Source organism: Gardnerella sp. DNF01144 (genome assembly GCF_049244245.1).
Lineage (GTDB): Bacteria > Actinomycetota > Actinomycetes > Actinomycetales > Bifidobacteriaceae > Bifidobacterium > Bifidobacterium piotii.
In genome coordinates, this window is sequence record NZ_CP058390.1 from 786,928 (window position 1) to 811,474 (window position 24,547).

At 42.6% G+C, this 24,547-nt stretch carries 17 protein-coding genes; 5 read left to right on the forward strand and 12 right to left on the reverse strand.

What is annotated here, in order from left to right; genetic code table 11:
• Window positions 1–35: 35 nt before the first annotated feature.
• Complete coding sequence (locus HXT36_RS03160; protein ID WP_421778540.1) at window positions 36–3,347, reverse strand: glycosyltransferase family 2 protein; 3,312 nt, start codon at window positions 3,345–3,347, stop codon at window positions 36–38.
• A 217-nt stretch (window positions 3,348–3,564) separates the two neighbouring features.
• On the opposite strand from HXT36_RS03160, the gene HXT36_RS03165 reads away from it, so the two are divergent.
• The 4 genes from HXT36_RS03165 (at window position 3,565) to HXT36_RS03180 (ending at window position 8,716) form a co-directional block, all read left to right on the forward strand.
• Entirely contained in the window at window positions 3,565–4,929 is a 1,365-nt protein-coding gene (locus HXT36_RS03165) for an LCP family protein (protein ID WP_421778541.1), read from the forward strand.
• A gap of 133 nt (window positions 4,930–5,062) precedes the next feature.
• Window positions 5,063–6,412 (forward strand): LCP family protein, encoded by a 1,350-nt coding sequence (locus HXT36_RS03170; protein WP_421778542.1) that lies wholly within the window; start codon window positions 5,063–5,065, stop codon window positions 6,410–6,412.
• 96 nt (window positions 6,413–6,508) lie between these two features.
• Window positions 6,509–8,284, forward strand: a complete 1,776-nt coding sequence (locus HXT36_RS03175) for an FtsK/SpoIIIE domain-containing protein (RefSeq protein WP_421778543.1) — start codon at window positions 6,509–6,511, stop codon at window positions 8,282–8,284.
• 159 nt (window positions 8,285–8,443) lie between these two features.
• A complete protein-coding gene (locus HXT36_RS03180) occupies window positions 8,444–8,716 on the forward strand; it encodes a WhiB family transcriptional regulator (protein WP_421778544.1) in 273 nt (90 codons plus the stop codon).
• Between the two features lie 9 nt (window positions 8,717–8,725).
• Here the strand turns inward: HXT36_RS03180 and HXT36_RS03185 are convergent, their stop codons facing one another.
• From HXT36_RS03185 to aroC, 9 genes are all read right to left on the reverse strand, one after another.
• Window positions 8,726–10,210, reverse strand: a complete 1,485-nt coding sequence (locus HXT36_RS03185; RefSeq protein WP_004131977.1) for a sensor histidine kinase — start codon at window positions 10,208–10,210, stop codon at window positions 8,726–8,728.
• 202 nt (window positions 10,211–10,412) lie between these two features.
• Window positions 10,413–12,440: a dipeptide ABC transporter ATP-binding protein gene (locus tag HXT36_RS03190; protein ID WP_421778545.1), complete on the reverse strand. Its 2,028-nt coding sequence runs from the start codon at window positions 12,438–12,440 to the stop codon at window positions 10,413–10,415.
• A 23-nt stretch (window positions 12,441–12,463) separates the two neighbouring features.
• Entirely contained in the window at window positions 12,464–13,453 is a 990-nt protein-coding gene (locus tag HXT36_RS03195) for an ABC transporter permease (protein ID WP_016797158.1), read from the reverse strand.
• A gap of 12 nt (window positions 13,454–13,465) precedes the next feature.
• Window positions 13,466–14,392 carry an ABC transporter permease gene (locus HXT36_RS03200; protein ID WP_016636289.1) on the reverse strand — a complete coding sequence of 309 codons (927 nt, stop codon included), beginning with the start codon at window positions 14,390–14,392 and terminating at the stop codon, window positions 13,466–13,468.
• A gap of 232 nt (window positions 14,393–14,624) precedes the next feature.
• Window positions 14,625–16,256, reverse strand: a complete 1,632-nt coding sequence (locus HXT36_RS03205; RefSeq protein ID WP_346284343.1) for an ABC transporter substrate-binding protein — start codon at window positions 16,254–16,256, stop codon at window positions 14,625–14,627.
• 520 nt (window positions 16,257–16,776) lie between these two features.
• On the reverse strand, window positions 16,777–18,444 hold the full coding sequence (locus HXT36_RS03210) for a CTP synthase (protein WP_421778546.1): 1,668 nt from the start codon (window positions 18,442–18,444) through the stop codon (window positions 16,777–16,779).
• Window positions 18,437–18,919 carry a type II 3-dehydroquinate dehydratase gene (gene aroQ, locus HXT36_RS03215; protein WP_032816848.1) on the reverse strand — a complete coding sequence of 161 codons (483 nt, stop codon included), beginning with the start codon at window positions 18,917–18,919 and terminating at the stop codon, window positions 18,437–18,439. Before aroQ ends, HXT36_RS03210 begins: the two co-directional genes overlap by 8 nt.
• 57 nt (window positions 18,920–18,976) lie before the next feature.
• Complete coding sequence (locus HXT36_RS03220; protein WP_421778548.1) at window positions 18,977–20,680, reverse strand: bifunctional shikimate kinase/3-dehydroquinate synthase; 1,704 nt, start codon at window positions 20,678–20,680, stop codon at window positions 18,977–18,979.
• Window positions 20,677–21,864, reverse strand: a complete 1,188-nt coding sequence (aroC, locus tag HXT36_RS03225; protein ID WP_421778549.1) for a chorismate synthase — start codon at window positions 21,862–21,864, stop codon at window positions 20,677–20,679. The genes HXT36_RS03220 and aroC overlap by 4 nt, the downstream gene beginning before the upstream one ends.
• Window positions 21,865–22,073: 209 nt before the next feature.
• On the opposite strand from aroC, the gene HXT36_RS03230 reads away from it, so the two are divergent.
• Window positions 22,074–22,577 (forward strand): hypothetical protein, encoded by a 504-nt coding sequence (locus HXT36_RS03230; protein WP_016807582.1) that lies wholly within the window; start codon window positions 22,074–22,076, stop codon window positions 22,575–22,577.
• 263 nt (window positions 22,578–22,840) lie between these two features.
• Here the strand turns inward: HXT36_RS03230 and mltG are convergent, their stop codons facing one another.
• Both mltG and ruvX read right to left on the reverse strand, forming a co-directional pair.
• Entirely contained in the window at window positions 22,841–23,998 is a 1,158-nt protein-coding gene (gene mltG, locus HXT36_RS03235) for an endolytic transglycosylase MltG (RefSeq protein WP_016636169.1), read from the reverse strand.
• Window positions 23,991–24,509: a Holliday junction resolvase RuvX gene (gene ruvX / locus HXT36_RS03240; protein WP_128813744.1), complete on the reverse strand. Its 519-nt coding sequence runs from the start codon at window positions 24,507–24,509 to the stop codon at window positions 23,991–23,993. The genes mltG and ruvX overlap by 8 nt, the downstream gene beginning before the upstream one ends.
• Window positions 24,510–24,547: the final 38 nt, after the last annotated feature.

The following is a 24,547-nucleotide window of genomic DNA, read 5'->3' on the forward strand; positions in this document are numbered from 1 at the left end:
TCTAATCAATCATAGCTTCTAACTAATCATCCTAATTATTCACGCTCTATTACGTTATTGCTGTTAAAACGAGGCAAAGCAACCAGGCAATACAATAGCAGCACTAAAGCAAAAACAACAATCCACGGAATTCTCCAAGAAAGTGGACGCGAATGGCTATAAATCGAAGTTTTAGAAGAAGACATGTCTGCTACATCGTCGAATCTGCAATACGTTCCATGACTAGATGAAACAACAAGCTGAGTTCCTTCCGAAGCGTTTACGTTTGCAATCAACTTTTCTGTTGCGTCTTTATTTGCGTCTCCTTCTAAGCTAATCATTGAATTATTAGCCGCTAAATCGTTTTTGGCTTTAGAATCATTAACAATGTAAATTCCGCCAATACCAAGCTGCTTTAAGGTTACAATCGACTCATCGCTTGCGTGAGAAAGGAGCTTAGAAGCCGCGTAATAAAGCGTATTCGTGCTAGGAGAATGCCCATATAAAACATCTCTAACTTGCAAAGATGGAGATAAGTCAACTAAATCGCCACGAGCGGTACGCATAAGCGAAATATTCAACTCACGACTATTCACAGCTTTAATCGCAAGAACGCGATTTGCACTATTCTTATTCAAGTAGTCCGAAACAACCATTGGCAGGCCACTATCGCTTGCGTAAACTGATGTTACAGGTCCGCTAATAATCGCAAATAATCCAAGCAAAGCAGCAACTGCAAAAATTCCAAAAGCTAAAATTCCTCTTGCAAGATGAATAAGCTTTTTCATCATTGCTTTAGCAGAACGATTCATAGCTGCACGCTTAGAAACTCGCGTAGTGTAATCGTCTGGATTATTGTCTTGATTAGCAGAATTAGATTTTCGCAAAGGCTCAAATCTACGAACTGCTTTTCCTGCAACCATGCACATGCATGCAAGAACACCAAGAGCGCTCAAGCTTACGCCTGGAAGAACACTTGCACTAATAGGACCGTCAAAATCGGATGCAACAACAACGCGGCAAGCAACTAAAGAAAGCACCATTCCGCTAACTATTACAACCCACATCATTCTTGAAGCTCTTAAAGCAAACGGAAGAGCAAGCGCACACAAAGCCATTAGTACAGCTAAGGCTGCGAACACAATCATGATTATTCCGCGAAGTTGCAAAATTAACATTGAACCCGAAGAAAAATGATTCAAATCAATGTTAAACGCTCGAAGCAAAACGTCTATATAACTGCTAGCTCTAGGAGCACCATTTATTTTTTGAGAAAGCAAAGCCATACTAGCAAAAATTTGACGCCACATTCCAGTTCCAAAATAACGCACAACGCTACCAAGCGTTGGCAAAAGAACCAAAACAGATGGAACAGGCATTAGCGCAAGCATAAAACGATGCGAGCGCACCATAATAATCGATGCAACAAAAATAACAAACATTGGCAGCAAAAGCTGAGGACTTGCAGCAAGCGGAACCATAAAGCACAAAGATGCGCAAGCTGCGCTTTGGATTGACGCAACTGGAACAACAGGGTCTTCTGTAACATACATTCCTACAGCGTGGAAAGCGAACGCAAATGCAGCTGGCAAAAATACCATTGTTAGAATCATTGGCAAATCGCCTCTAGCAAAAACGCCAAAAGCCATCGCAATCATTGTCCAACAAAGACCAGAGCACACTCGCACAATGTCTGATCTAGTAAACACGCCTGCGAGCGCCCAAAAACTTAGTAGCATTGCAGGAGCTGCAAGGAAAAATATGGCGTTTATTGCAGCTAGCGTGTTACCACCAAACACAATGGAAGCTAGCATCCAAATCATAAGAAGCGGAGATGGAGGAAGAGGAGACGCAAAACCGTCGTCTGGAATGTATGCTCCAATCGCAGCATTAAATAAATCGCTAAAACTTGTTCCAGTAGAAAGAAGCTGGCTTGAATAAAGCGAAGATCCAGAAAGAATCTTATTAATTGGCGCTCCGTAAAGAAGTATTACGGTTGCAAAAACAAGAAGAGATGCACAAATTGCTGCGCTCCACCTAAACAAAACTCTTCTATGCAAGTGTTTTCTTGCAAGCGGACTTAAAATAACACCCTTTTTTTGAGTCTTAAAAGCAATAGTTTTGTCTTTCCAACGCGTAATTTGACTACGACTTGCTATAAGAGAAGTGAGTCGTTTTAAGGAAACTTTTGAAACTCTAGACACTCGTCTTCTTGCAAAAATAGCGCGAGGTAATTGTGCTAACGCAATCCAAGGAAGCATAAGACGCATAAACGCAACATACGGCTGCTTAGCAAACAAAGATTGCAGTGCTCGGATTATTGACATTGGAACAGAGCAAAGCCAAATAAGAGGCCACATAATAACGCTAACATCTGTATACATGTATCTTTGCTTTGCCATAATCGAATAAGCTAAGCCGTAGCAAACATTGGTTTTTTCTGCATCGCGCTCTTCGCCACTCCTAGTGCGAAGACCGTCAAAACGCGCTCTTCTATGCGCGATTCTGGCTTGTGGTACAACAACAACTCGCCCACCGCTTAAAACGACTCGCCTACAAAAATCGTTAGACTCTTCAAAAGTGGTAAGCCAAGGCTGAGTTCCTCGCATTGTTTGCCAAGTGCTAAGCGAAACTAAAGCGCCTGCAAGAGAAACAGAATAGACGTCTCCCCTAAAATCGTATTGCTCTTGATCTGGCTCGCCTTCTACACTAAGCGAATGCACTTTATGCTTCCACGCATACATGCCAACGTTGTGAAGAATTTTTCCTTGCCAATCAACTTGTTTTGCACCAAGCACGCAAGCTGTTGGAGTGTTTCGCCAAGTCTCTCTTAAAGCTTCCAAGCATTTTGAATCGCAAGGTTTTGAATCGTCGTGCAAAAGCCACAGCGACTTAACGCCTTGCAATGGCAAAAGTTTTCTTAAAGACTTTTCTACAGCATCTCCAAATGATTTTGCAGACTTAATAGGAAGAATAACAACTTTTACTTGCTTATATTGTTTGTAGGATTCAGCATTATTGCCACTGTCCGCATTGCCATACGCATTACTAAAAGCTTGATTTCCGTTGGAAAAATCTGCACTAGAAATTAATCCCGATAATTGAGTTGGCTCTATTTGAACGTTAAAAGACTTTACTAGCTCTTTTTGTGTTCTACTAGCACAATCAGCTACAACAATAGTTCCAGGAAGAACACTTTGATTTATAACCGCTTGCAAAGTTTCTTCGTAAAACCGCGTATCTTGCTCAACGCTCATTATTGAAACAATAGAAGAATCAACCTCGCGAGGCTTTATTCTATTCATAGCAGAAAAGACTTGTAAAACATCGTTTTCAAAAGTGCAAGTTTCAGCGGTTATTGAATCCATACATAACAGTTTACGCAAGGGGTATGTATTATGCATGTTAAAATCTCAATAGAATACACTATAATGGTGATTTATATGTGCATTTACGAAAGAAGGAAGCATGGCAGCCTCTCGGTATAATCAAGACCGTCGGTACCAAACTAACTATTGGGACTCATCTGCACCACACCATACTCTCAATAGTCAAACGCTTAATAATACTCGTAAAATCATTTGCATGGCAATTATTGCCGTTCTAGTCTTTTTAACTACAATAATCGCATCCGTATGGCTTGACTTTTCTTCTACTATTAGTTCGCGCGTTATAAAAACCATCTCAACAAGCACCAAACAGATTCAGTCAATAGACCCTAATGCTGGTAAAACTATTAATATTCTTGTTCTTGGTCAAGATACTCGAGAAGGTAAGAATCGCGCTTTTCAGGGCGGCGGAGAAGACGAAAATCATCAATCAGACACAGCAATGATTGTTCAAATCAGCGCAGATAGGTCTTATATAAACATTGTTTCAATTCCAAGAGATTCAATGGTTAAAGCCGCATCGTGCAATACGTCTAAAGGCAGAATTCCAGCTAGACGTAAAGTTATGTTTAACTCGATTTTCGCACTTGGATACGCTAAGGGAGGCGACTTAGCAAGTGCAGCATCATGTACGCTTGCAACAGTAAACGAGATTACTGGCTTAAACATAACAGATTTTATTGTTGCAGACTTTAGCGGTTTAAGCGATATGATTAATGCGATTGGCGGAGTAACCCTGTGCATTCCTGTAAACACTAGGGATTACTACACGGGCGTTAATCTAAAGCGCGGACTCCAACACCTTGATGGCGTGCAAGCAACACAATATGCAAGAATGAGGCACGACAGCGCAAGCGACGGAAGCGATATTATGCGAACAACGCGCCAGCAATATCTTCTTAAGCAACTTATTCATCAAGCGCTATCTAAGAATCTTCTAACACAGTCGGGCCAACTTTATCAACTTGCAAAATCAGCTCTAAAGTCACTTAATATGAGCCAGGGTCTTGCAAACCCTACAACACTGGTTGGTTTAGCTGCAAGCCTTCGTAATCTAAAGCCTTCGCACATTTACGCACAAACAATACCGATTGCAACCGACCCATACGATGAAAATCGTGTTATTTTAGACGAAAGTGCGCAAGACGTTTGGGATTTAATGCAAGAAGATAAGCCGTTAACTAAAGATTTAGGCGAAAAACCAAGTAAAAGTAAAAAGTCTTCAAAAAAGAACTCAAAGAGCAGTAAAAAGTCTGATTCTAAAGAAAACTCCGATACTTCTAGTGCAGATTCTAACGACTCTGAGGAGTCTACAAATTCTGGCGAGAATAGCCTTAATTCCTCTAATTCCTATGCAGATCCAAATGCAGTTAAAATTGGGCGCGTGGATCCAAAAACTGGATTAGCAAAAGACAGCTTAGGCAGACTTATTGATCCAAATAGCGGCGGAATCGTTAACCCAGAAGACGGAACAATAAGAAACCCACAAACTGGTCACTACATGGGAATTGCAGATAAATACCTAAATAATACAATATGCGCTGTTCCAAAAGGAAAATAATACACTACAAAAAGCACGTTGTTAAATCGTTTATAACTACGTTGCTTTATAATGCCATTGGTAGTTTTCACTAATAATTATGCATACATATAGACGCCATCAATATTGCAAATGTATGGCTTAGGGAGGATAAATGAGCCAGCAACGTCCAGAAGACGCTTTGGGGAATCAAAATAATCCACCTAGCTTTACTCCATCGAATAAACACAATAAAAACGCGAATTCAATACCGAGCTTTCCGCCTAAAAATGCACACAATAACGCGCATAAAAACAGCGAATTAAACAAGCAAGAGACTGTTCAGCGTGCACCGTCGTTTGAGCCAAAGCCTAGAAAAGTAAGCCAAAATTCGCAAAATTATCGCGCACAAAATCACAGAGCACAAGACTACGGCTCGCAATACTACCCCGAACAAAGTCAGCGTTTGAGTCAAAATAATGCGAGTGCATCTAGTTTTACTCCAAAAAGAATCCAAAACTTTAGTCAAAACGAAGTTAGACCAATAGCAAGTAATTCTTCTGTTGGAGCTCTTGCTTTTAGAAAAAAACATCGCTTACTAAAGTACTTATCCCTGCTTTTAGTAACAATATTGATTCTTGTAGGAGCATGCGGCGTTTTATCTTGGAACTGGGTTGACTCTCAAATTAAGCGAGATAATTGGTTAACGGATACTCCAGATACTCAAGAAACAACTTGGCTAATCCTGGGATCGGATCAGCGAGAAGGCGAAGAAGCAAAAGAAATAACTGGTTTTAGAACAGATACGATTCTTGTTTTAACAAAACCAGTAAGTGGGCACAGCTCCTTAATATCCATTCCAAGAGACTCGCTAGTTTCTGTAAATGGTCAGCAAATGAAGATTAACACAGTTGCACAAGATCTTGGAAATAGAGCACTAACAAAAACCGTTGAAAAAATTACTGGCCACAAAATAGACCACGTTGCAGAAATAAAATTCGCAGGACTTACAAACGTTGTAAACTCGCTTGGAACAATAGACTTATGCTACGATCGCACAGTTAGCGATGCCTACAGCGGGCTTAATTGGACTGCAGGATGCCACAGTGTAGACGGAAACGTTGCATTAGCATTTTCTAGAATGAGATATGCGGATCCTCAATCTGATTTTGGAAGAGCTGCAAGACAGAGAATGGTAATTAGCGCAATAATGAAAAAAGCTTTATCTAGCAGCACGCTTACAAACTTCTCGAAAGTAAAAGGTTTTGCAAAGGCATCGCTTGATTCTGCAATATTAGACGAAAACTCGAATCCTGGAACACTGCTGAACATGGGTCTTGCTTTTAAGGAAGCAACAGGAAAAGACGGCGTAACAGGCACAGTCTATTGGACTAATCCAGATTATTGGGTGTATTCAGTTGGATCAGCCGTTTTGTTAGACGATGCTAAAAACATTGAATTATTCGATCAATTATCTGCTGGAACGCATGCGCCTGGAAACGTTGGAACGCTTGCAGAGCAATAAACATAATTTTAGCTAATCATATTTAGCCAATTTAGCCTTTAACCACATTTGTGGTTTTTACTTGCATATTTCTTAATAGCAATACACTATTGCGTTATGGAATACGAAAACAATGCAAACAATACTAAAAGCATATCTTCAAAACCAATGTTTTGGATGCAAATAATGGCAAATATTGTGCCTATTTTAGCCAATATTGCTCTTGCTATAATGGCGTTTTTGCAAAAAAGTTGGATGATGCTTGCAATGATTGTTCCTAGCATAATGATGTATATTGCTTGCTTAATACCGCAAATTGTTCAATACAATTCAAACAAAAACAACAAAAGTTTAGTAAAGAATAATACGAATCAAAGCGTTCACTTTAGCAAAACAACAGTCGATTCTCATATTAAAGGTGTTCCAGGAACTCTTGTTCCAATAAACCTAGAAGCAATGCTGATTAATAACGCAAATCAAATCGTTTCTACAAATTACTCCAAAAACATGCAAAATCGTGTTCCTCCATGGAAAAATGTTGTATACGCTTGGCTAGTGTCTTCTAAAAACTCTTTAGAAGCTCCAATCGGAATAAACAGCAGCGGTTATTTTTGTATAGATCTTGTTAAAAATGGTCCGCACGCGCTTGTAGCAGGAACAACTGGGTCTGGAAAATCCGTTTTACTAACATCTTTGTGTTTGGCTCTAGCTTTTAGATATTCACCTAAATTATTGCAATTTGTGTTTATGGATTTTAAGGGAGGAGCTACATTCGATTCACTTTCCACACTACCGCACAGTGTTGGAAACGTTGGAGACTTAAATCTTAAGCATGCTGCAAGAGCATTGCGCGGATTAGAAATGGAATTAGACAGGCGAGAAAGATTGGTGGCAAATCAAGGCTGCCACGATATTAGTCAAGTAAAACCAAGCGAGCCTTCAATGGTGATTGTTATAGACGAGTTCCATGCTCTTAAAAATCAACTACCCGATTACATGAATCGCCTAATACGCATAGCCTCTGTTGGAAGATCCCTAGGAATGCATCTTATAGCGTGCACACAAAATCCGATGGGACAAGTAAATGCAGATATGAAGGCGAATATGTCTATAAACATTTGTTTAAGAGTTAGAGACGCAATGCAATCGCACGAACTACTTGGGTCTCCTGCCGCCGCAAGCATAAACCCGAATAATCCTGGAGCAGCATATTGCAATACAGGAGACGGAATAGTGGCGTTACAATGCTCACAAAGTCAAAACAAAAATTCGCTTATAAAAGCAATCGAATTGGCTGGAAAATTCTATTGCTACAAAACTCCTAAGCAATTGTTTAGCGCTCCCCTACCAAGATACTTAAATAATTCAACACTTAATAAATACTGCAAAAACACAAAAGATAGCGAGTTTGGACTTTTAATCGGCTTAAAAGACGACGGAATTAACTTAAGCGAAGCAATTTTGCCAATAAATCTTGGAAACATAGCGATTATTGGCGGAAGCAAACGAGGAAAGTCTAATCTTATAAATGTGATTAAAAATGCGATTAGTGCGCAAAATCTTGATTCAAAAAACATTCACATTCAAGACAACGCAGACTCACTTTTGGAGCCTTTTAACAGCGACGAAAAGTCTAAAGAATTGCAATGCAAACTAAAAGACACTAAAACAACAGTAATATTTTGCGCTCAAAACGCAAGACACATACGCATACCAGAGCAAGCGCCAGTAAGAATAATCTTCCCAACAGGCGATGCTGCAACAGACTCAATGCTTGGAATACCTAACGACTTACTAAAAACACTAAGCGTGGAAGATTATCAAACACCAGGAAGATGCATAATGGTGATTCCTGGAAAAGCTAATTTGCTGCAAATATTGAGTTTTACATAAAAATATGATTTAAATCACTCAAAAAGATTAAAAAAATTTTGTAAAAGTCTTGAAAAAAAGTTATATTCATGCTTTCCTTGAGTGCGGATAGTTTTTATGTAAAATCTAACAACTTTGATTAGTAAGTGTAAACGCGTATTAAAAAGAGGTTATTTACTTATGAGTAGCGCATTCGACTGGCGTTCCAAAGCAGCTTGCCGAGATAAGGATCCTGAGCTATTTTTCCCAGTGGGAAACAACAGCTCATCCAATCAGCAAGTTGAAGAAGCCAAAGCGGTGTGCCGAACTTGTAACGTTGCAGACAATTGCTTAAGATGCGCTCTAGAAACAAGCCAAGATTACGGCGTTTGGGGCGGCCTTAGCGAAGACGAAAGGCGCTCGCTAAAGCGTAGAGCAATGCGAGCGCGCAGAAATCAAAACGCTGAATTTTAGTTAGATAGACTACTCTACTCCAGGAACGCGCAGCTTAATATCCAGCAAAACGCGAGTTCCGCCTTCTCTTCGCGATTCCCACTTAACAGTGCCACCAAAATCGTTAGTAACAAAAGTGTTGATTAGCTGAGTGCCTAATCCAGATCCAGAAGACTTTGCCATTCCATGCAAGGATTCGCTTTCGATTCCGCCGCCATTGTCTTCTACAACAATACTAAGATTGTCTCCTCCACGACCAACAGAAATCGTAATATGACCTTCGCTCATGCCTTCAAAACCATGCTCAACTGCATTTGTAACAAGCTCGGTTAAAACAAGAGAAAGAGGCGTTGCATCTTGAGCTGCAAGCTTGCCGAATTTACCACAAAAATCAACCGTAATATTTTGATTTTGTGAAGCGAGCTCAATCGTCATTTTAAGCAAGCTAGAAATCACTTTGTCGAAGTCAACAACCTCATCGGCTGTCTGGCTTAAACCTTCGTGAACAAGAGCAATAGTTTGAACTCGCCTTTGAGCTTCTTCTAGCTCTTTTCTAACTTCGTACGACTTGGTTTTTCTAGCTTGAAGACGAAGCAAAGCAGAAACAGCTTGAAGATTATTCTTAACGCGATGATGAATCTCGGAAATGGTAGCGTTCTTAGTCTGAAGCTCCTTTTCTCTTCTAAGAACCTCCGTAACATCTCTGCAAAGAACAACTGCACCAGTTCTATCGTTAGGACCATAAAGCGGCAGCGAGCGCATAGAAACAACGGAATTATTTACTTCTAACTCGCAATCAACATCGGCTTTACCGCTTAAAACTAAAGGCAAGCTTTCGGGAACAACATCGTTTGTGTGAAGAAGACGCGCTCCAAACTCGCACAAGAACTCGCCTTGCATAGTGTTTAATCCGCCAAGTCTGCGGAAGCAGCTGATTGCGTTTGGAGAAGCATAACGAACAACACCACTTTCTTCTAAAATAATAAAACCGTCTGCAACACGAGCATTGTGGCGCTGATTTAGCATTGAATCGTGGTACGGAAACTGCTCGCGCGCAATCATGTCGAACAACGTTTTGCCAGCATTAATGCTTTCCGTCTCGTACCTACCGTTTGATTCTCTTGTTGCAAGATTTGTTTCCCTAAGAACAAGACCAAGCGTTTTGCCGTTGTGGCGAACTGGAGCGTAAACGTTGCAAACAGTAGCTCTGCCAACAGTTCTTAACACAGAAGAGTGGAAACTTGTTTCTTTACTCATTGCTGCTTCTAGCTCATTATGCATTGATTCATCTAGCTTTACGCCGAGTAAATCTTCGGTTCTAAGCGTGATTGCTGTAGACGGACGGCATTGTTCTGCTACAACGTAATCGCCATTGCCGTTTTGAATAACCAAAAGCAAGTCTGCAAAACTTAAATCTGCTATTACTTGCCAATCTGCTACAAGGTGATGCAACCATTCGCGATCCGACTCGTCAAAATCTGGACGCGTTGCAAGAATATGAGAAAAATCAGCCATGATTTAATAATATAAACACGCGAATATAAACACGCGAATATAAGCAGACTAAATAAACAGACCAAATAAACAGACCAAGATTCTAAAGTCTATTAAAGCGCGTTATAAAACAAATAATTATAGGCCAAAACAAAAGTGCAGAAGTTTTATCTCCTGCACTTTTATCTGCATCTATTAGCTTGCACTAATACGAGTCTTGCGACTAATCCAATCCAAGCTCCAAGTTTCCACCTGGAATTGCGTCGAGAAGATCGCGAGTATATTCCTTTTGAGGATGATCAAACACTTCGTCGGTTGTAGCATGCTCAACAAGCTTGCCGTGTTGCATAACAACAACCTCATCTGCGATTTGACGAACAACAGCCAAATCGTGAGTGATGAACAAGTAGCTTAATCCGCGCTCTGCTTGCAAATCGTTAAGCAAATGCAAAACCTGATCTTGCACAAGCACGTCTAATGCAGAAACAGCCTCATCGCAAACGATTACGTCTGGATCCAATGCCATTGCGCGCGCAATCGCAATGCGCTGACGCTGACCGCCAGAAAGCTCGTTCGGGAAGCGAGTCATAACAGAAGCAGGCATGCGAACCATGTCCAAAAGCTCGCGTACGCGATTCTGCCTACTCTTTTTGCTTCCAATCTTATGAATTCGCAAAGGCTCTTCAATCGAACGATAAATCGAATACATTGGGTCTAGCGAACCGTAAGGATTCTGGAACACTGGCTGTACATGACGGCGGAAATCAAGCAAATCCGCGCCCTTTAATTCAGCAATATCCTTGCCCTCATAGGTAACGGTTCCGCTTGTTGGCTTTAGTAATCTCAAAACCATGTTTGCAACAGTAGACTTACCAGAACCAGATTCGCCTACAATTGCCAACGTTGTTCCGCGCTTAATAGAGAACGAAACATCGTCAACAGCTTTGAAAAGTTCCTTCTTGCGCGGAAGCTTAAACTCGCGAGTTAAGTGGTCGACTGTAATAATATGCTCGCTCTTTTCAAGAGTTTGCTCACCCACTACGTGATGCTCAAGCAAATTATCCGCGTTGCCACCATGCTCCTTAACGGAGATGATTCGCTGAGAAGCAAGGCTTGGAGCCGCTGCAACAAGTCGTTTAGTGTATGGATGCTGCGGATGTTGCAAAACGTCTAGAGATGGACCAGACTCAACAACGCGACCCTTATACATAACAACAACGTGCTGAGCACGAGCTGCAGCCAAACCTAAATCGTGAGTAATAAAGAGCACAGAAGTGCCGAGAGAATCGGTAAGCGTATGCAAATGGTCAAGAATACGCTTTTGAACAGTTACATCTAGTGCGGAAGTTGGCTCATCTGCAATCAGCAAATCTGGACGGCAAGCCAAGCCAATCGCGATTAACGCGCGCTGACGCATACCACCAGAAAACTCGTGCGGGAACTGACGTGCGCGAGTTGCAGCATCTGGCAAACCAGCTTCATCAAGCAAACCAGCAATGCGGTCTTCAACGCTTGCACCAACAACATACTTTTTGGCGATTTCCCAAGCCTTGTCGTCGTTCACACCGTACTTGATTAAATCGTCTGCAACGCGCCAACGAGTTTCGGAACCTGGAACCCACTCTTTTTTGTAGTATTCCATAGCTTCATTAAACTTTTCGGCATTCGTTTGCTCGCTAAGACCAGCCTGCGCCAAAGCTTGCTTTGCTTCGTCTAATAATGCGCTCAGTTCTTTAGAGCCAAGGAAGATTTCGTCTTCGTTGCTTTTAACTTCTACAGCGTCTCCTGCTAAAGCTTCTGCCAAAGCGGAGCGCTTCTCATGGCTTACGTCAACGCCATTTGCAAGAAGAGCTTCTTTAACTTGAGTTCCAATTCGCCAAACAGGGTTCAAATTACTCATAGGGTCTTGCGGAACCAATCCCATTGCTGTACCGCGCAAAGCCGCATAATCTTTAGGCTTTAGATTGCTTATTTCTTGACCTTTAAGCTTAATAGAACCACCCGTAACGTGACCTGTTCCAGGGAGTAAACCAAGAACCGCCATTGCAGAAGTAGACTTTCCAGAACCAGATTCGCCTACGATTGCAACCCACTGACCTGGGTAAACGTTAAAGCTTGCATCGCGAACAGCGTGTACGGCCTTTTTAGAATCCGTTGTAAAGTCAACTTGAAGATTTTTAACTTCCAGCAAAGGACCCTGCTCGCGTTGCATTGCAATAGTATCTACATTTTTACGTGTTGCTGTGTTCATAATCACTATTCCTCCACGCTAACTTACGCCTTACGGCTCTTTGGATCCAACGCATCTTTTACGGCGTCGCCCATCATAATAAAGGCGAGCACGGTAATGGCGAGCGCAATGGATGGATAGAACAAGACTTCTGGATTTGTAGTAAGAACATTTCTAGCGGTAGAAATATCTACACCCCAGCTAACTGTTGTTGTTGGCAAACCAATACCCAAGAAGCTAAGTGTTGCTTCCAAAACAATGTAAGAGCCGAGAGAAGTTGTACCTACAACAATGATTGGAGCCAGCGAGTTTGGAATAATGTGCTGGAACAAGTTTCGCATTGGAGTAGAACCTAAAGCAGTAGATGCTGTGTTAAATTCAAGATTCTTGGATTCCATAACAGCACTTCTTGCGATTCGAGCAACGCCTACCCATCCAAAGAGAACCATAACAAACACGATTTTCCAAATCGACTTAGATGTGCGGAACATTTGCAAAACTACGATTGCACCTAGCAGCATTGGCAAAGCCAAGAAGATATCGGTGATTCGGCTAAGAACCGCATCAATCCATCCTCCAAAGAATCCAGCCAAAGCTCCAATTAGCGAACCAACTAACACCACTAAGGCGGTTGCTAGCAAGCCAACGCTTAAAGATGTACGTGTTCCATATACAACTCGAGCGTAAATATCGCATCCTTGCATGTCGAATCCAAACGGATGCGCAGCAGAAGCTGGCTCAAGCGAGTGCTCCAAAACACAGTAATTAGGATTGTGCTTTGTAAGAGCGCCTGGGAAGAGCGCAACAAAAATAATTGCAATAATCAAAACTGCAGAAACAATAAACAATGGATTTCTGCGCAAAGATCGCCAAGCATCAGCCCACATGCTTGTAGCTGGAGCGGATTCGTCTACAGAATCAACTTCTTGAAGAGGCGTATCGTCAAGAGGAGCAACATAGCGTTCCTGACCTGGCAATGTATTGTAATTTGCATTATTTGTAATCAAATTATCTTCCATCAAATTATCTTCCATAATGTGCTCTCCTTACGCGTAACGAATGCGCGGATCTAGAGCCGCGTACAACATGTCAACAAGAAGATTGCTGACTACAAATATCAACATAAGAAGCGTAACTATAGAAACAACAAGGTTTCCTTCTCCCTTTAGAATTCCCTGATATGTAAGGAATCCAACGCCATGAATGTTGAAGATTGTTTCCGAAATCATTGCGCCGCTCATAAGAGCGCCCAAATCTTGACCTAAGAATGTAACAACAGGAATAAGCGAGTTACGCAAAATGTGTCGAACAATAACGGAGCCTTCTTTTAAGCCCTTTGCACGAGCCGTGCGCACGTAATCAAGCGATATGTTTGACGAAATTTCCGACCTTGTAAGTCGAATAATATATGCCATTGAAACGGATCCAAGAACTATTGCAGGAAGAAGAAGATCGTAGAATCCAGGATCATTGCTTGCAGTAACAGGCATAATATGCCACTTAACACCAAACAAATATTGGCCAATAAAGCCAGTAACAAATGTTGGCACAGAAATAAGAAGAAGTGATACAACTAGGATTACGCTGTCGTACCACTTTCCTTTCTTTAAGCCAGAGATTATACCGAAAGCTACGCCGAACAAGGCTTCGAAAGCAAACGCCATCAACGCAAGCTTAATGGTTACAGGGAATGCGCGGCCAATCTCGTCAATTACTGGCTGACCAGCAAAAGTATGACCAAAATCAAGAGTAAGCGCATTCTTTAAGAACAACAAATATTGAATAATAAATGGCTTATCCAAGTTATACTCGGCACGAATTTGCGCTTCTACAGCATGGTTAATTGGCTTATCGCCAAACATTGCTTTTACTGGATCTCCAGGCAAAGCAAACACCAAAGCGTATACCAACAATGTTGTGCCGAGAACCACAGGAATCATCTGCAAAACGCGGCGCAGAACATATTTACCCATTGGTTTCTCCTTATATATTTACTTAAAAATTCGCATAGCACACACCCAACTTGTGGCTTGCATATTGATTTAACCCAACCTAAGTAAAAACACAAAGTGCTGCCTCGAACAGCGGATAGAATTTTGTAATTTTATTCGCCATTCGAAGGCAGCAGCACGTTTTTACATGCTATTTAATTATGATTTATTTTTTAATAGCTACTTGATTTTAATAGCTACTTGATTTTGATCTTTACTTGTGGAGCTTGTAGTAAAGTGGCATATTCTGCCAATCCATTACAAAGCCCTTCAAGCTTGGAACCATAACAGCCTTGGCGTTCGAGTAGAACAGTGGGACGTATGGAAGATCCTCAAGAAGAATCTCGTTAGCCTGCTGATAAAGCTTAGTTGCCTCAGCTGGCTGAGAAGAAGAAGCCTTCTTAAGCAAAGCATCGAACTTAGGATTCTTGTAATCAGCTTCGTTGGAACCATTGCCATCCGCAGCAACGGAAGCAAATTCCTGAGTCAAGTAATTTTCTGGGCTTGGGTAATCTGGCATCCAGCCTGCACGCCATGCACCCTTAACCTGACGCTGTTCGCATGCGTTACGGAACTCTTGGAATGTTGGAACTGGAGTTGTTTCGGCATTGATTCCAAGATGATTCTTAAGGGAGTTTACAACTGCGTCGAACACAGACTTAGCGTTGCCATCGGCGTTGTAAGTAAAGGTAAGAGGACCATCATACTTAGAGATCTTATCTGCCTTTGCCCAAAGTTCCTTAGCCTTTGCGGCATTAAACTTAAGGTTTTCATGTCCCTTAAGATCTGCCTTGTAGCCTGGAGTCAAAGGAGAAGTGAACTCGTTTGCAGGAGATGCAGTGTTGTTAAGAACCTTCTTGATGATGGTTTCGCGGTCGATTGCCATAGAAACAGCTTGACGACGCAAGCGGCCTTCTTCGGTAGTTACATCGAAGTGTGGCAAGGATGCAGGAATACCAAACTGCTGGATTACAGAACCTGGACGGTTGTATGCCTTAACAGTTGTGTCCTTTTGGAAAGTCTTGGTTTCTGTATCTGGAATGTTGTCCGTCATATCAAGATTGCCAGACTGAACATCGCGGTAAGCAGCGGTGCCGTCGGTGTAAATCTTAAAGGTAACGCCATCATTCTGAGCCTTGCGTGGGCCATCATAATCTGGATTCTTTACAACTTCGATCTGCTTGTTGTGATCCCAAGACTTAAAGAGGTATGGTCCAGAGGAAACTGGCTTTTCGCCATAAGCCTTTGGATTCTTGTAGAAGGATTCTGGAAGAGGAGCGAATGCAAGGTAACCAACCTTAATAGCAAACACAGAATCTGGCTGGTTCAAATCAACAGTAAAGGTGTACTTATCTACAACCTTTAAGCCAGAAAGCTGCTCGTCGCCCTTAGTGTCATTCTTCTGCAAGTCTTCGTAGCCCTTAATGGTCTGGAAGAAGGAAGAGCACTTCTGAGCATTCTTAGCGTTTGCTACAAAGCTCCAAGCCTTAGTAAAGCTTTCTGCGGTGATTGGAGTGCCATCGCTGAACTTCTTATCTTTTTTAAGCTTAACGGTGTATTGGGTTGCATCGGCGTTTGGAGTTACGCTCTCGGCATCTTCGTTTACCGTGTTGCCCTTTTCATCAAAAGTGACCAACGTGGAGTTGACCAATACAGCAGGACGAGCACCAGCATTCTCGTTAATGTTTCCTGGAACAAGCTCGTTCTGAGGCTCGGAGTCGTTTACGGTAATAACAACCTTGCCACCATTTGTTTGAGCGGTCTTCGAGGCAGAAGAACCGCATCCACCGAGCAGCATAGCAACCGAGCACGCGGCTGCGGCAAAAAGTAATGCCTTATTCTTCATATATTTTCTCCTAACGTTGGGTATGGCAGGATTCCATTAATTATCACGAAAAAGTCTCATTACAAGCTTTGCAAAGCCTTTACGCTTTACAGGCTCTATAGGCTTAATAAATAAAATCCACCTAGTATTTATTGCCAGATGGATTCTTTGCAAAGCCAATAAGGAGGCCTCTTCGTTGATTAAAATTCAATCATACGGATTTTATTAAACAACGCAAGCTCAAAGTCTAAATGTAAAATTTACTGTTATTTTGTATATAAACAGTAAAAACAACTATTGTAATAGAAAAATATTAGATTAAATCGTATTCTATGCGATATTTTGCCAAGTCTTTTACATCTGCAGTGATATTACAAAAATGTAAATTTGCATCTGGAATATGTAACAATCATGTTAAACGATGCAAAATATGCAACAAGATGATTAAGTACTAATCAAAATAAAAAGTGGTGTAAAATCGCACCCAAAGTCACGAGTTTACACCACTTAATAATTTAAGTCAAATAGCTAGCAGCTTAAATCACTTAGCGTTATTTGTTTGATGCTCAAGAGCAGCCGCCACTAATCCAGCAAACAAAGGATGAGGCTTAGTTGGACGAGACTTAAACTCTGGATGAGCTTGAGTTGCAACATAGAATGGGTGAACATCCTTAGGAAGCTCCACAAACTCAGTCAAATTACCATCTGGGCTTTGGCCGCTAATACGCAAGCCAGCTTCGCGCAAGCGATCTTTATACGCCACGTTCACTTCATAACGGTGACGATGACGCTCGGTAACATGCGTAGAACCGTAAAGCTCAGCAACAATAGAGCCTTCTTCAAGAGTTGCAGGATAAGAACCGAGTCGCATTGTGTGACCCATATCTCCCTTGCCATCAACAATATCTTTTTGCTCTTCCATAGTTGCGATTACTGGATCTCCACAATCCTTCTCGAACTCTGTGGAATTAGCATCTTCAAGCCCAAGCACGTGACGAGCGTACTCAATAACCATAGATTGCAAGCCAAGGCAAAGGCCAAGCGTTGGCAAGCCATGCTCGCGAGCGTAACGGAGCGCGCCAATCTTACCTTCAATGCCGCGAATACCAAATCCGCCTGGAATAACCATGCCGTCCATTTGGTCCAGAGCTGCAGCAGCGCCTTCTTGAGTTTCGCACTTATCAGCAGCAACCCATCGCACGTTTACCTTAGCCCAGTTTGCAAAACCGCCAGCCTTAATGGCCTCCGTAACGGAAAGATACGCATCTGGTAAATCAATGTACTTTCCAACAATTGCAATGTTTAGCTCATGCTTTGGATGATGAACGCGTTCAAGCAAATCTTCCCACTCGTTCCAATCAACATCGTGGAATGGAAGCTCAAGCTCGCGCACAACGTAAGCATCCAAGCCCTCGTTGAACAAAATCTTTGGAACATCGTAAATGCTTGGAGCATCCACGCAATTCACAACGCCTTCTGCATCAACATCGCACATAAGCGAAATCTTGTCTTTAATGCCTTGATTAAGAGGGCGATCCGAACGCAAAACAAGCGCGTCTGGAGAAATACCAAGAGAGCGAAGCATCATTACGGAATGTTGAGTTGGCTTAGTCTTCAACTCATGAGCTGCAGCAATATAAGGCACCAAAGAAACGTGCACAAACATGCAATTTTCTGGGCCCAAATCGCGGCGAACTTCGCGAGCAGCTTCCAAAAATGGCTGCGACTCAATATCTCCAACAGTACCGCCGATTTCCGTAATAATAACGTCTACATCGTCGCTAGCTTGCGCACGCATACGCGATTTAATTTCGCCAGTAATGTGTGGAATAACTTGCACGCACTGACCCAAATACTCGCCAGCGCGCTCTTTTCTAAGCACGGATTGATAAATCTGGCCAGTTGTAACATTTGCTTTTTGACTTAAGAAAACATCAAGGAATCGCTCGTAGTGACCAATATCAAGATCTGTTTCTGCGCCATCTTCTGTAACGTAAACCTCACCATGTTGGAATGGGTTCATTGTACCTGGGTCAACATTGATGTAAGGATCAAGTTTTTGTTGCAAAACGTGAAGACCGCGGCTGCGCAAAAGCCTACCTAAAGACGATGCAGTAAGACCTTTTCCGAGGGACGAAACAACGCCACCAGTAACAAAAATATGCTTTGTAATATGCTCCTGAGAGTTACCATGTTTTCTTCTAACCATGGAACTCCATAGTATCTTCGAGCCTCGACTCGGGTGTTACACAATGAGCAACAGCTTCTAGTGCAAGCTTGTAACCGTACAGACCCATGCCTGTAATAGTGCCAGTTGCAACAGCGCTAATCACGCTAATTTTACGAAAAGCATCGCGCGCAGAAGGATTAGAAATATGCACTTCCACTAGTGGCACTCCAGCATCCAAAACCATGTGAGCAGCATCCGCGAGCGCATAACTGTAGTGCGTAAAAGCAGCAGGATTCATAACAACAGGAGTATGCGTATCAGCTGCTTCGTGCATCCAGTGCACCATTTGTGCTTCGTCGTCACTTTGACGCACTTCTACTTGCAAGTTAAGCTTTTGCGCCCACTTTTTGCAAAGCAAGCACAGTGCTTCAAAATCTTGACTGCCATAAACGTCTGGCTGGCGAACGCCTAATCGCCCCAAATTTGGGCCGTTTACTACCAAAACTTTGCGCATATTTATAGCGTTTTTTGAATTTTCTGAATTTTGCGCGTTTTCTGCATCTACCATTTTCTAACCTCTAATCTTATTAAATGATTCGCGAATCGCCTCCAGCGGCGGATTATCTAAGTGAATCGGGTTTCCAATCCCGTCTAAAACAACAAATCGCAAGGTGTTGCCTCTAGCTTTTTTATCTTTATGCATTAAATCAAGAACCTTGGCAAAAGCATCGTCATTACTGCCGCCGCCATTCCAAGATATTGGCAATCCAAGTGACTTTAAAAGTGAACGATGATACTCAACGTCTTCTGGACTTAAATAGCCCAAAATTTTCGCAAGCTCCGCCGCAAAAACCATTCCAACAGCAACCGCGTTTCCGTGACGCCAAGAAAAATGCTCTATTTGCTCAATTGCATGCCCAAGAGTGTGGCCGTAGTTCAAAAACTCGCGCAAACCTTGCTCTTTTAAGTCGTTAGAAACGTGATACGCCTTGACGCGCACGCTTTTTTCTATTAAATCGCAAACCATATTGTTCAAGTGTAAATCGCTTAAAACAGAAGAGCCATCAAGAGTGCGCAACTTGCTAGCATTTTGCGGATTTTCCAGAATTTTTAGGATGCTTGTATCGCCAATAAACCCTGATTTTGCAACCTCTCCTAAGCCTTCAACAAAAATATCGTTATTGAGAGTAGAAAACGCGCAAGTATCTGCCAAAACGCCTGCAGGCGTGTAAAAACTACCAACCAAATTCTTGCCAAACGCAGTATTTACGCCAGTTTTTCCGCCAGTCGAAGCATCTACCATAGCAAGAAGCGAAGTTGGGCAATTTACGTAGCGGATTCCACGCATCCAAGTAGATGCAACGAATCCAGCCAAATCTGTGGCTGCTCCACCGCCCAAGCCAACAATCGCATCCGAACGCGTAAAACCAGCATTTGCAAGATGCGACCATACAAAATCCGCAACCTTAACGGTTTTGCCAGCCTCTGCGTCTGGAATAAGAATGTCAAAAACATCGTAGCCAGCAGCGCGCAAAATAGTTCTTGCTTTATCGCTATGCCTTTGAACAGGCTGAGTGTGAATCAAAGCTACTCGAACAGGCTCTTTTCCAAGCATTTGCGGCAAAAGACTCATAACACCAGCGCCAATATGAACATTATAGTCTTCAATATCTTTGCCACTTACATGCACAATTCGTTGCATAATCATATCTTTCAGCTTTCTTGCGGCAGGTTTTGGCGTTAATCCGTAAACGCGAGCGTGCAAATTCGCTACTTTACAAAACACGGGGTCTCTTTTAGCAAACAAATCCAACCACCGTTTTGCTCCGTCTTTGCCGCTTAGCATAGGGCGATTTGAATTCCAGCTTACGCGCTCAATTGCATCGTTTGGATCCACTTGCAAGTAAACAACGCGGCCACCGAGTTTTGTATATTTTTTTAAGACTTCTTGCGTTTGTGGGCGCATTGGGGAGCCGCCGCCGAGGGCGATTATTGGGGCGGATTGCTCAGAATCTGCAAAAATAGCATCTTTAACAATTTGAGCTTCAATATCTCTAAAAGACTCTTCGCCAAAATCCTTAAAATACTGGCTAATCGGCATATTGATTTTTTGCTCAATTAAATCGTCTGTATCTATAAAAGGAACATTCAAAATATGCGCTAATTCCTTGCCAACACGCGTTTTTCCAGCTGCAGGCATGCCGATTATAACAGCTAACGGCATTTTGTATTTAGGCACACCGTGAGTGGAACTTTGCAAAGATTCTTCGCTCATCTCATATGCTCTTTCCAAGATTGAACGTAACTCTTAGCATTCCTAGCAGTTTCTTCTAGCGAATCTCCACCAAACTTTTCTAACGCATACTTTGCAAGCGTTAATCGAACCATTGCCTCTGCAACTACGGAAGCGGCTGGAACTGCCGTAAAATCAGAGCGCTGATTAATTGCCTGCGCTGGCTGGCCAGTAAGAATATCTACCGTTCGCAAAGCACGCGGAATAGACGGAATAGGCTTCATTGCAGCGCGCACGCGAATTGTCTCTCCATTTGACATTCCGCCTTCAATTCCTCCAGCACGATTGCTAAGGCGCGCAATGTTGCCATCTTCGCCTGTTACGATTTCGTCGTGAGCAGCCGAACCAGGGCGATTTGCTTCTTCAAAACCGTCTCCAATTTCCACGCCTTTAATCGCCTGGATTCCCATAAGCGCCGCCGCCAACGCCGCATCTAATCGGCGATCCGACTCAACATAAGTTCCAACTCCAGCAGGCATGCCGTATGCCAAAACCTCTACAACACCGCCAAGCGTATCTGCATTGGCTTTTGCTTCATCAATGCGAGCCATCATGCGCGCTTCGGCATCTTTATCTAGAGTACGAACAGGCGAAGCATCCAACGCCTCAATATCATCTGGTGTTGGCAGGGCTAAACTTTTGCTTACATATTCGCCGCCGATCCCAATAACGTGCGCAACTGTGCGCACACCCAACGCTTGGTGCAAAAACGCATCAGCTACAGCGCCTAAAGCCACGCGAGAAGCCGTTTCCCTGGCACTCGAACGCTCCAAAACCTCGCGAGAATCACTAAAACCGTATTTACGCATGCCTGTTAAATCCGCATGCCCAGGGCGCGGCCTAGAAAGAGGCGCGTTACGGCCTTCTTTTGGCAAATCATGGTCTAGCGGATCTGCACTCATCACTTCAACCCACTTTGGCCACTCGCTATTTGCGATTTCGATTGCAATTGGAGACCCAAGAGTAACACCGTGGCGAACGCCTGTAAGCAAACGCACTTTGTCTTGCTCAAACTTCATTCGCGCTCCGCGACCATATCCAAGTCGTCTACGCGCAAGAGCAGAAACAATGTCTGCGCTAGTAATCTTAACTCCTGCTGGCATGCCTTCAATCATTGCCACCAGCGCTTCACCATGCGACTCCCCTGCCGTTTGCCATCTAAGCATGCCTTCTCCAATCGCGTTGTGCGTTATATTTATTGTTATACTTCTTGCACTTAATACTGTTCTTTATTTTAAATCAATACTCGATTCTAAATCTGTATTCTACTAACCACTAAGTATTGCTCACAATCCACGCAATCTATCACACAAGCCTTTAACCACATTGAGCAAAATTTATTGCAATGCAATTTTCGCTTATTTAGCATAATCAAATGAGTCAGTTTATTATAGCGTGTTTATTTGCAACGCCAACGCTTATATGCGCGATTGCACTGTGCGCAACGGATTTAACAAGCCGCGTTGTGCCTAGACTTTGGGTTGTACTAGCTGCTTTTGCACAATCTGCAGCGAATCTTATTTTTTCGATGATTACTTTGCACAATGTTAATTTTCTTTTGCGCGGCTGGCTTTGCGCAGCAACAGTTTTTGCATTCTACGTTTTGGTGCAAAAACTTTGCATGCGCGGAGCACTTGGATTTGGCGACGTTACGTGCGCTTCTATGATTGCTCAAGCTTTGGCGCTATTTGGATTCGGCTGCATAATCTACTGGTTTGCATTAGTTGGAATATTTGGATTAATTTGGATTTTAGTGTGGAAAATCTACTCTAGAGTCTGCTTGCGATTTTTCCGCGAGCATCTTGTGCAAAATAAACAAAATAAAATCCCGTTCGTACCAGTATTAGCTGCATCTGCAATCATCGCTGTTATGCTTTGAACTTTTTGCTGCGATTTTATAGCGTTAAGTAAGGTGGAGATTCGAGATTTTTCGCCCTGAATGAGATGTTTCGCTCGCGCGGTATAAGCGCGCTCGCGTCTTCGCCGCACGTAAAGTCCACTGGACTTTACGTTTGAGCGGCTCAGCGAATCGACGTGCATTCGCGCGCTACGCTTTAAGCGCTCATGCAAGTCGATTCGCTCATACAACAGTAAATAGGAGAATCGCGCAACACCAAAAAGAGAAACACGTTATACCAAAGCTTAGTTGGCGTTTTCGTTGGAGCGCTTATACTCGTCGCGGATCTTTAAGAAATCGTCGTAGTTATCCGCAAACTTAGTTTCGCCTGTCTTTAAGTTGGTTGTAACAAAATAAATCCATGGACCATTCGCTGGATTAAGAGCCGCCAAAATCGCGTTATCTCCAGGAATGCTTATAGGAGTAGGAGGCAGCCCCTTGTGAATCCTAGTGTTGTACGGGTTGCTTGCATCGTCTAGCTGCGATTGCGTAAGGTTAATCGCCTTAATCCCAATGCCGTATGCAACCGTAGTATCCATTCCCAAAGGCATGTCTTTAGCTAAACGATTTAAGATTACGCGCGAAACTTTGCCGTAGTATTCGCGATTATTGACTTCTGCTTCTGCAATGGAAGCAATTTTAAGAACTTTTTGACGCAAATCGCCCTTAGGAACGCCTAGGGAATCAAGCTTTTTAACGCGCTTATCTACCATTTTTGCCAGTATCTTGCTGGCTGACTTAATAGCTTTTACGTTGTAAACTCCAGGTTCCAACCATCCTTCAAAGCTTCCGCCCGCTTCTGGCGGCAAAATCCCCGCTCCGTCTGTTTTTTGAATCGCGTTAAATTGAGCAATGTCAATTCCCGAGATTTGTGCAGCCTTGCGAATAACCTCCGTTGCGCGCTCCCCTGCTTTAACGTCTAAGAATCCACCAGCCTTGCTTTGGTCGGAAAGAATTTCCACTACGTCCATTGAATTCATGTGTTTTTTAAGCGCGTAAATTCCTGGGTACAAAATCTTGTTATTTGCTGCAACAATATTAGAAAAAGTGGATTGCGACTTTACAACCTGCGCCTTAACAAGGTTATTTCCCACTTCTACAGATCCTTGACCTGGTTCAATCGTAAATTCAACGAACCCACTTCCAGGACCTGGCCAGTCTTCCATAATTGACGACTGACTATTGTTTCTTACATAAACTGCAACGCGATATAAGCCGTATCCAACAACAAATAGCAACGCAAAAACTAGTGCAAGAATGAATGCAACTATACGATTTCTTTTACTTTTGCGATTTCTACGCGCATTTCTTGCTTTTCGCGATTTTGGCGGAACAGGTGGATTGGATGAATTGTGACTCCATTTAGCGTTTTGATTGAAAAAATCGTCTATATTCTCACTCATTAAACGCTTCCTTTCTGATGGAGTCACTTTGCGAGTCGCCTTTTACATTTTTGCAAGCATTTCTGTAATCGTCAATCGCAGATTGCAAAATCAATACTGCCGATTGCTGATCAACCATTGGACGATGCTTTTTAGTGGAAAAATCAGCATCTAACAATTGCCTATGAGCAGTAACTGTTGTTAGTCGTTCGTCGTTAAAAACGACTTCTGGAATAAAATCAAGCGACCAATCGCCATAATCAAAAAGCGATTTAATGCGCTTGGCTAAATTAGCACCCCATCTGCGCGCTTTTTTAGCAGACTTTCCTTCAGACCCGTCTAATTGCAAAGGCAAACCAACTACGACTCGGCTCACACTATTGTCTTCTATAACGTTAATAACGTCTTCAATCGCATTAAACGAGTCGCCATAGGCTTGAATATTACCGATTGGGTGAGCAAAAGTCAGCTCAGGGTCGGACTTAGAAAGCCCAACCCTGGCATCTCCTAAATCAACGCCAAGCCAAATCATACGAAAACTCTAACTTATTAATTTGGCTCGAGTGTTAA

What these genes read in the sequence shown, in the direction of transcription:
- HXT36_RS03160 (WP_421778540.1), bottom strand. Translation starts at nt 3,347, where the DNA reads ATGGATTCAATAACCGCTGAAACTTGCACTTTTGAAAACGATGTTTTA.
- HXT36_RS03165 (WP_421778541.1), top strand. Translation starts at nt 3,565, where the DNA reads ATGGCAATTATTGCCGTTCTAGTCTTTTTAACTACAATAATCGCATCC.
- HXT36_RS03170 (WP_421778542.1), top strand. Translation starts at nt 5,063, where the DNA reads ATGAGCCAGCAACGTCCAGAAGACGCTTTGGGGAATCAAAATAATCCA.
- HXT36_RS03175 (WP_421778543.1), top strand. Translation starts at nt 6,509, where the DNA reads ATGGAATACGAAAACAATGCAAACAATACTAAAAGCATATCTTCAAAA.
- HXT36_RS03180 (WP_421778544.1), top strand. Translation starts at nt 8,444, where the DNA reads ATGAGTAGCGCATTCGACTGGCGTTCCAAAGCAGCTTGCCGAGATAAG.
- HXT36_RS03185 (WP_004131977.1), bottom strand. Translation starts at nt 10,210, where the DNA reads ATGGCTGATTTTTCTCATATTCTTGCAACGCGTCCAGATTTTGACGAG.
- HXT36_RS03190 (WP_421778545.1), bottom strand. Translation starts at nt 12,440, where the DNA reads ATGAACACAGCAACACGTAAAAATGTAGATACTATTGCAATGCAACGC.
- HXT36_RS03195 (WP_016797158.1), bottom strand. Translation starts at nt 13,453, where the DNA reads ATGGAAGATAATTTGATGGAAGATAATTTGATTACAAATAATGCAAAT.
- HXT36_RS03200 (WP_016636289.1), bottom strand. Translation starts at nt 14,392, where the DNA reads ATGGGTAAATATGTTCTGCGCCGCGTTTTGCAGATGATTCCTGTGGTT.
- HXT36_RS03205 (WP_346284343.1), bottom strand. Translation starts at nt 16,256, where the DNA reads ATGAAGAATAAGGCATTACTTTTTGCCGCAGCCGCGTGCTCGGTTGCT.
- HXT36_RS03210 (WP_421778546.1), bottom strand. Translation starts at nt 18,444, where the DNA reads ATGGTTAGAAGAAAACATGGTAACTCTCAGGAGCATATTACAAAGCAT.
- aroQ (WP_032816848.1), bottom strand. Translation starts at nt 18,919, where the DNA reads ATGCGCAAAGTTTTGGTAGTAAACGGCCCAAATTTGGGGCGATTAGGC.
- HXT36_RS03220 (WP_421778548.1), bottom strand. Translation starts at nt 20,680, where the DNA reads ATGAGCGAAGAATCTTTGCAAAGTTCCACTCACGGTGTGCCTAAATAC.
- aroC (WP_421778549.1), bottom strand. Translation starts at nt 21,864, where the DNA reads ATGCTTAGATGGCAAACGGCAGGGGAGTCGCATGGTGAAGCGCTGGTG.
- HXT36_RS03230 (WP_016807582.1), top strand. Translation starts at nt 22,074, where the DNA reads ATGAGTCAGTTTATTATAGCGTGTTTATTTGCAACGCCAACGCTTATA.
- mltG (WP_016636169.1), bottom strand. Translation starts at nt 23,998, where the DNA reads ATGAGTGAGAATATAGACGATTTTTTCAATCAAAACGCTAAATGGAGT.
- ruvX (WP_128813744.1), bottom strand. Translation starts at nt 24,509, where the DNA reads ATGATTTGGCTTGGCGTTGATTTAGGAGATGCCAGGGTTGGGCTTTCT.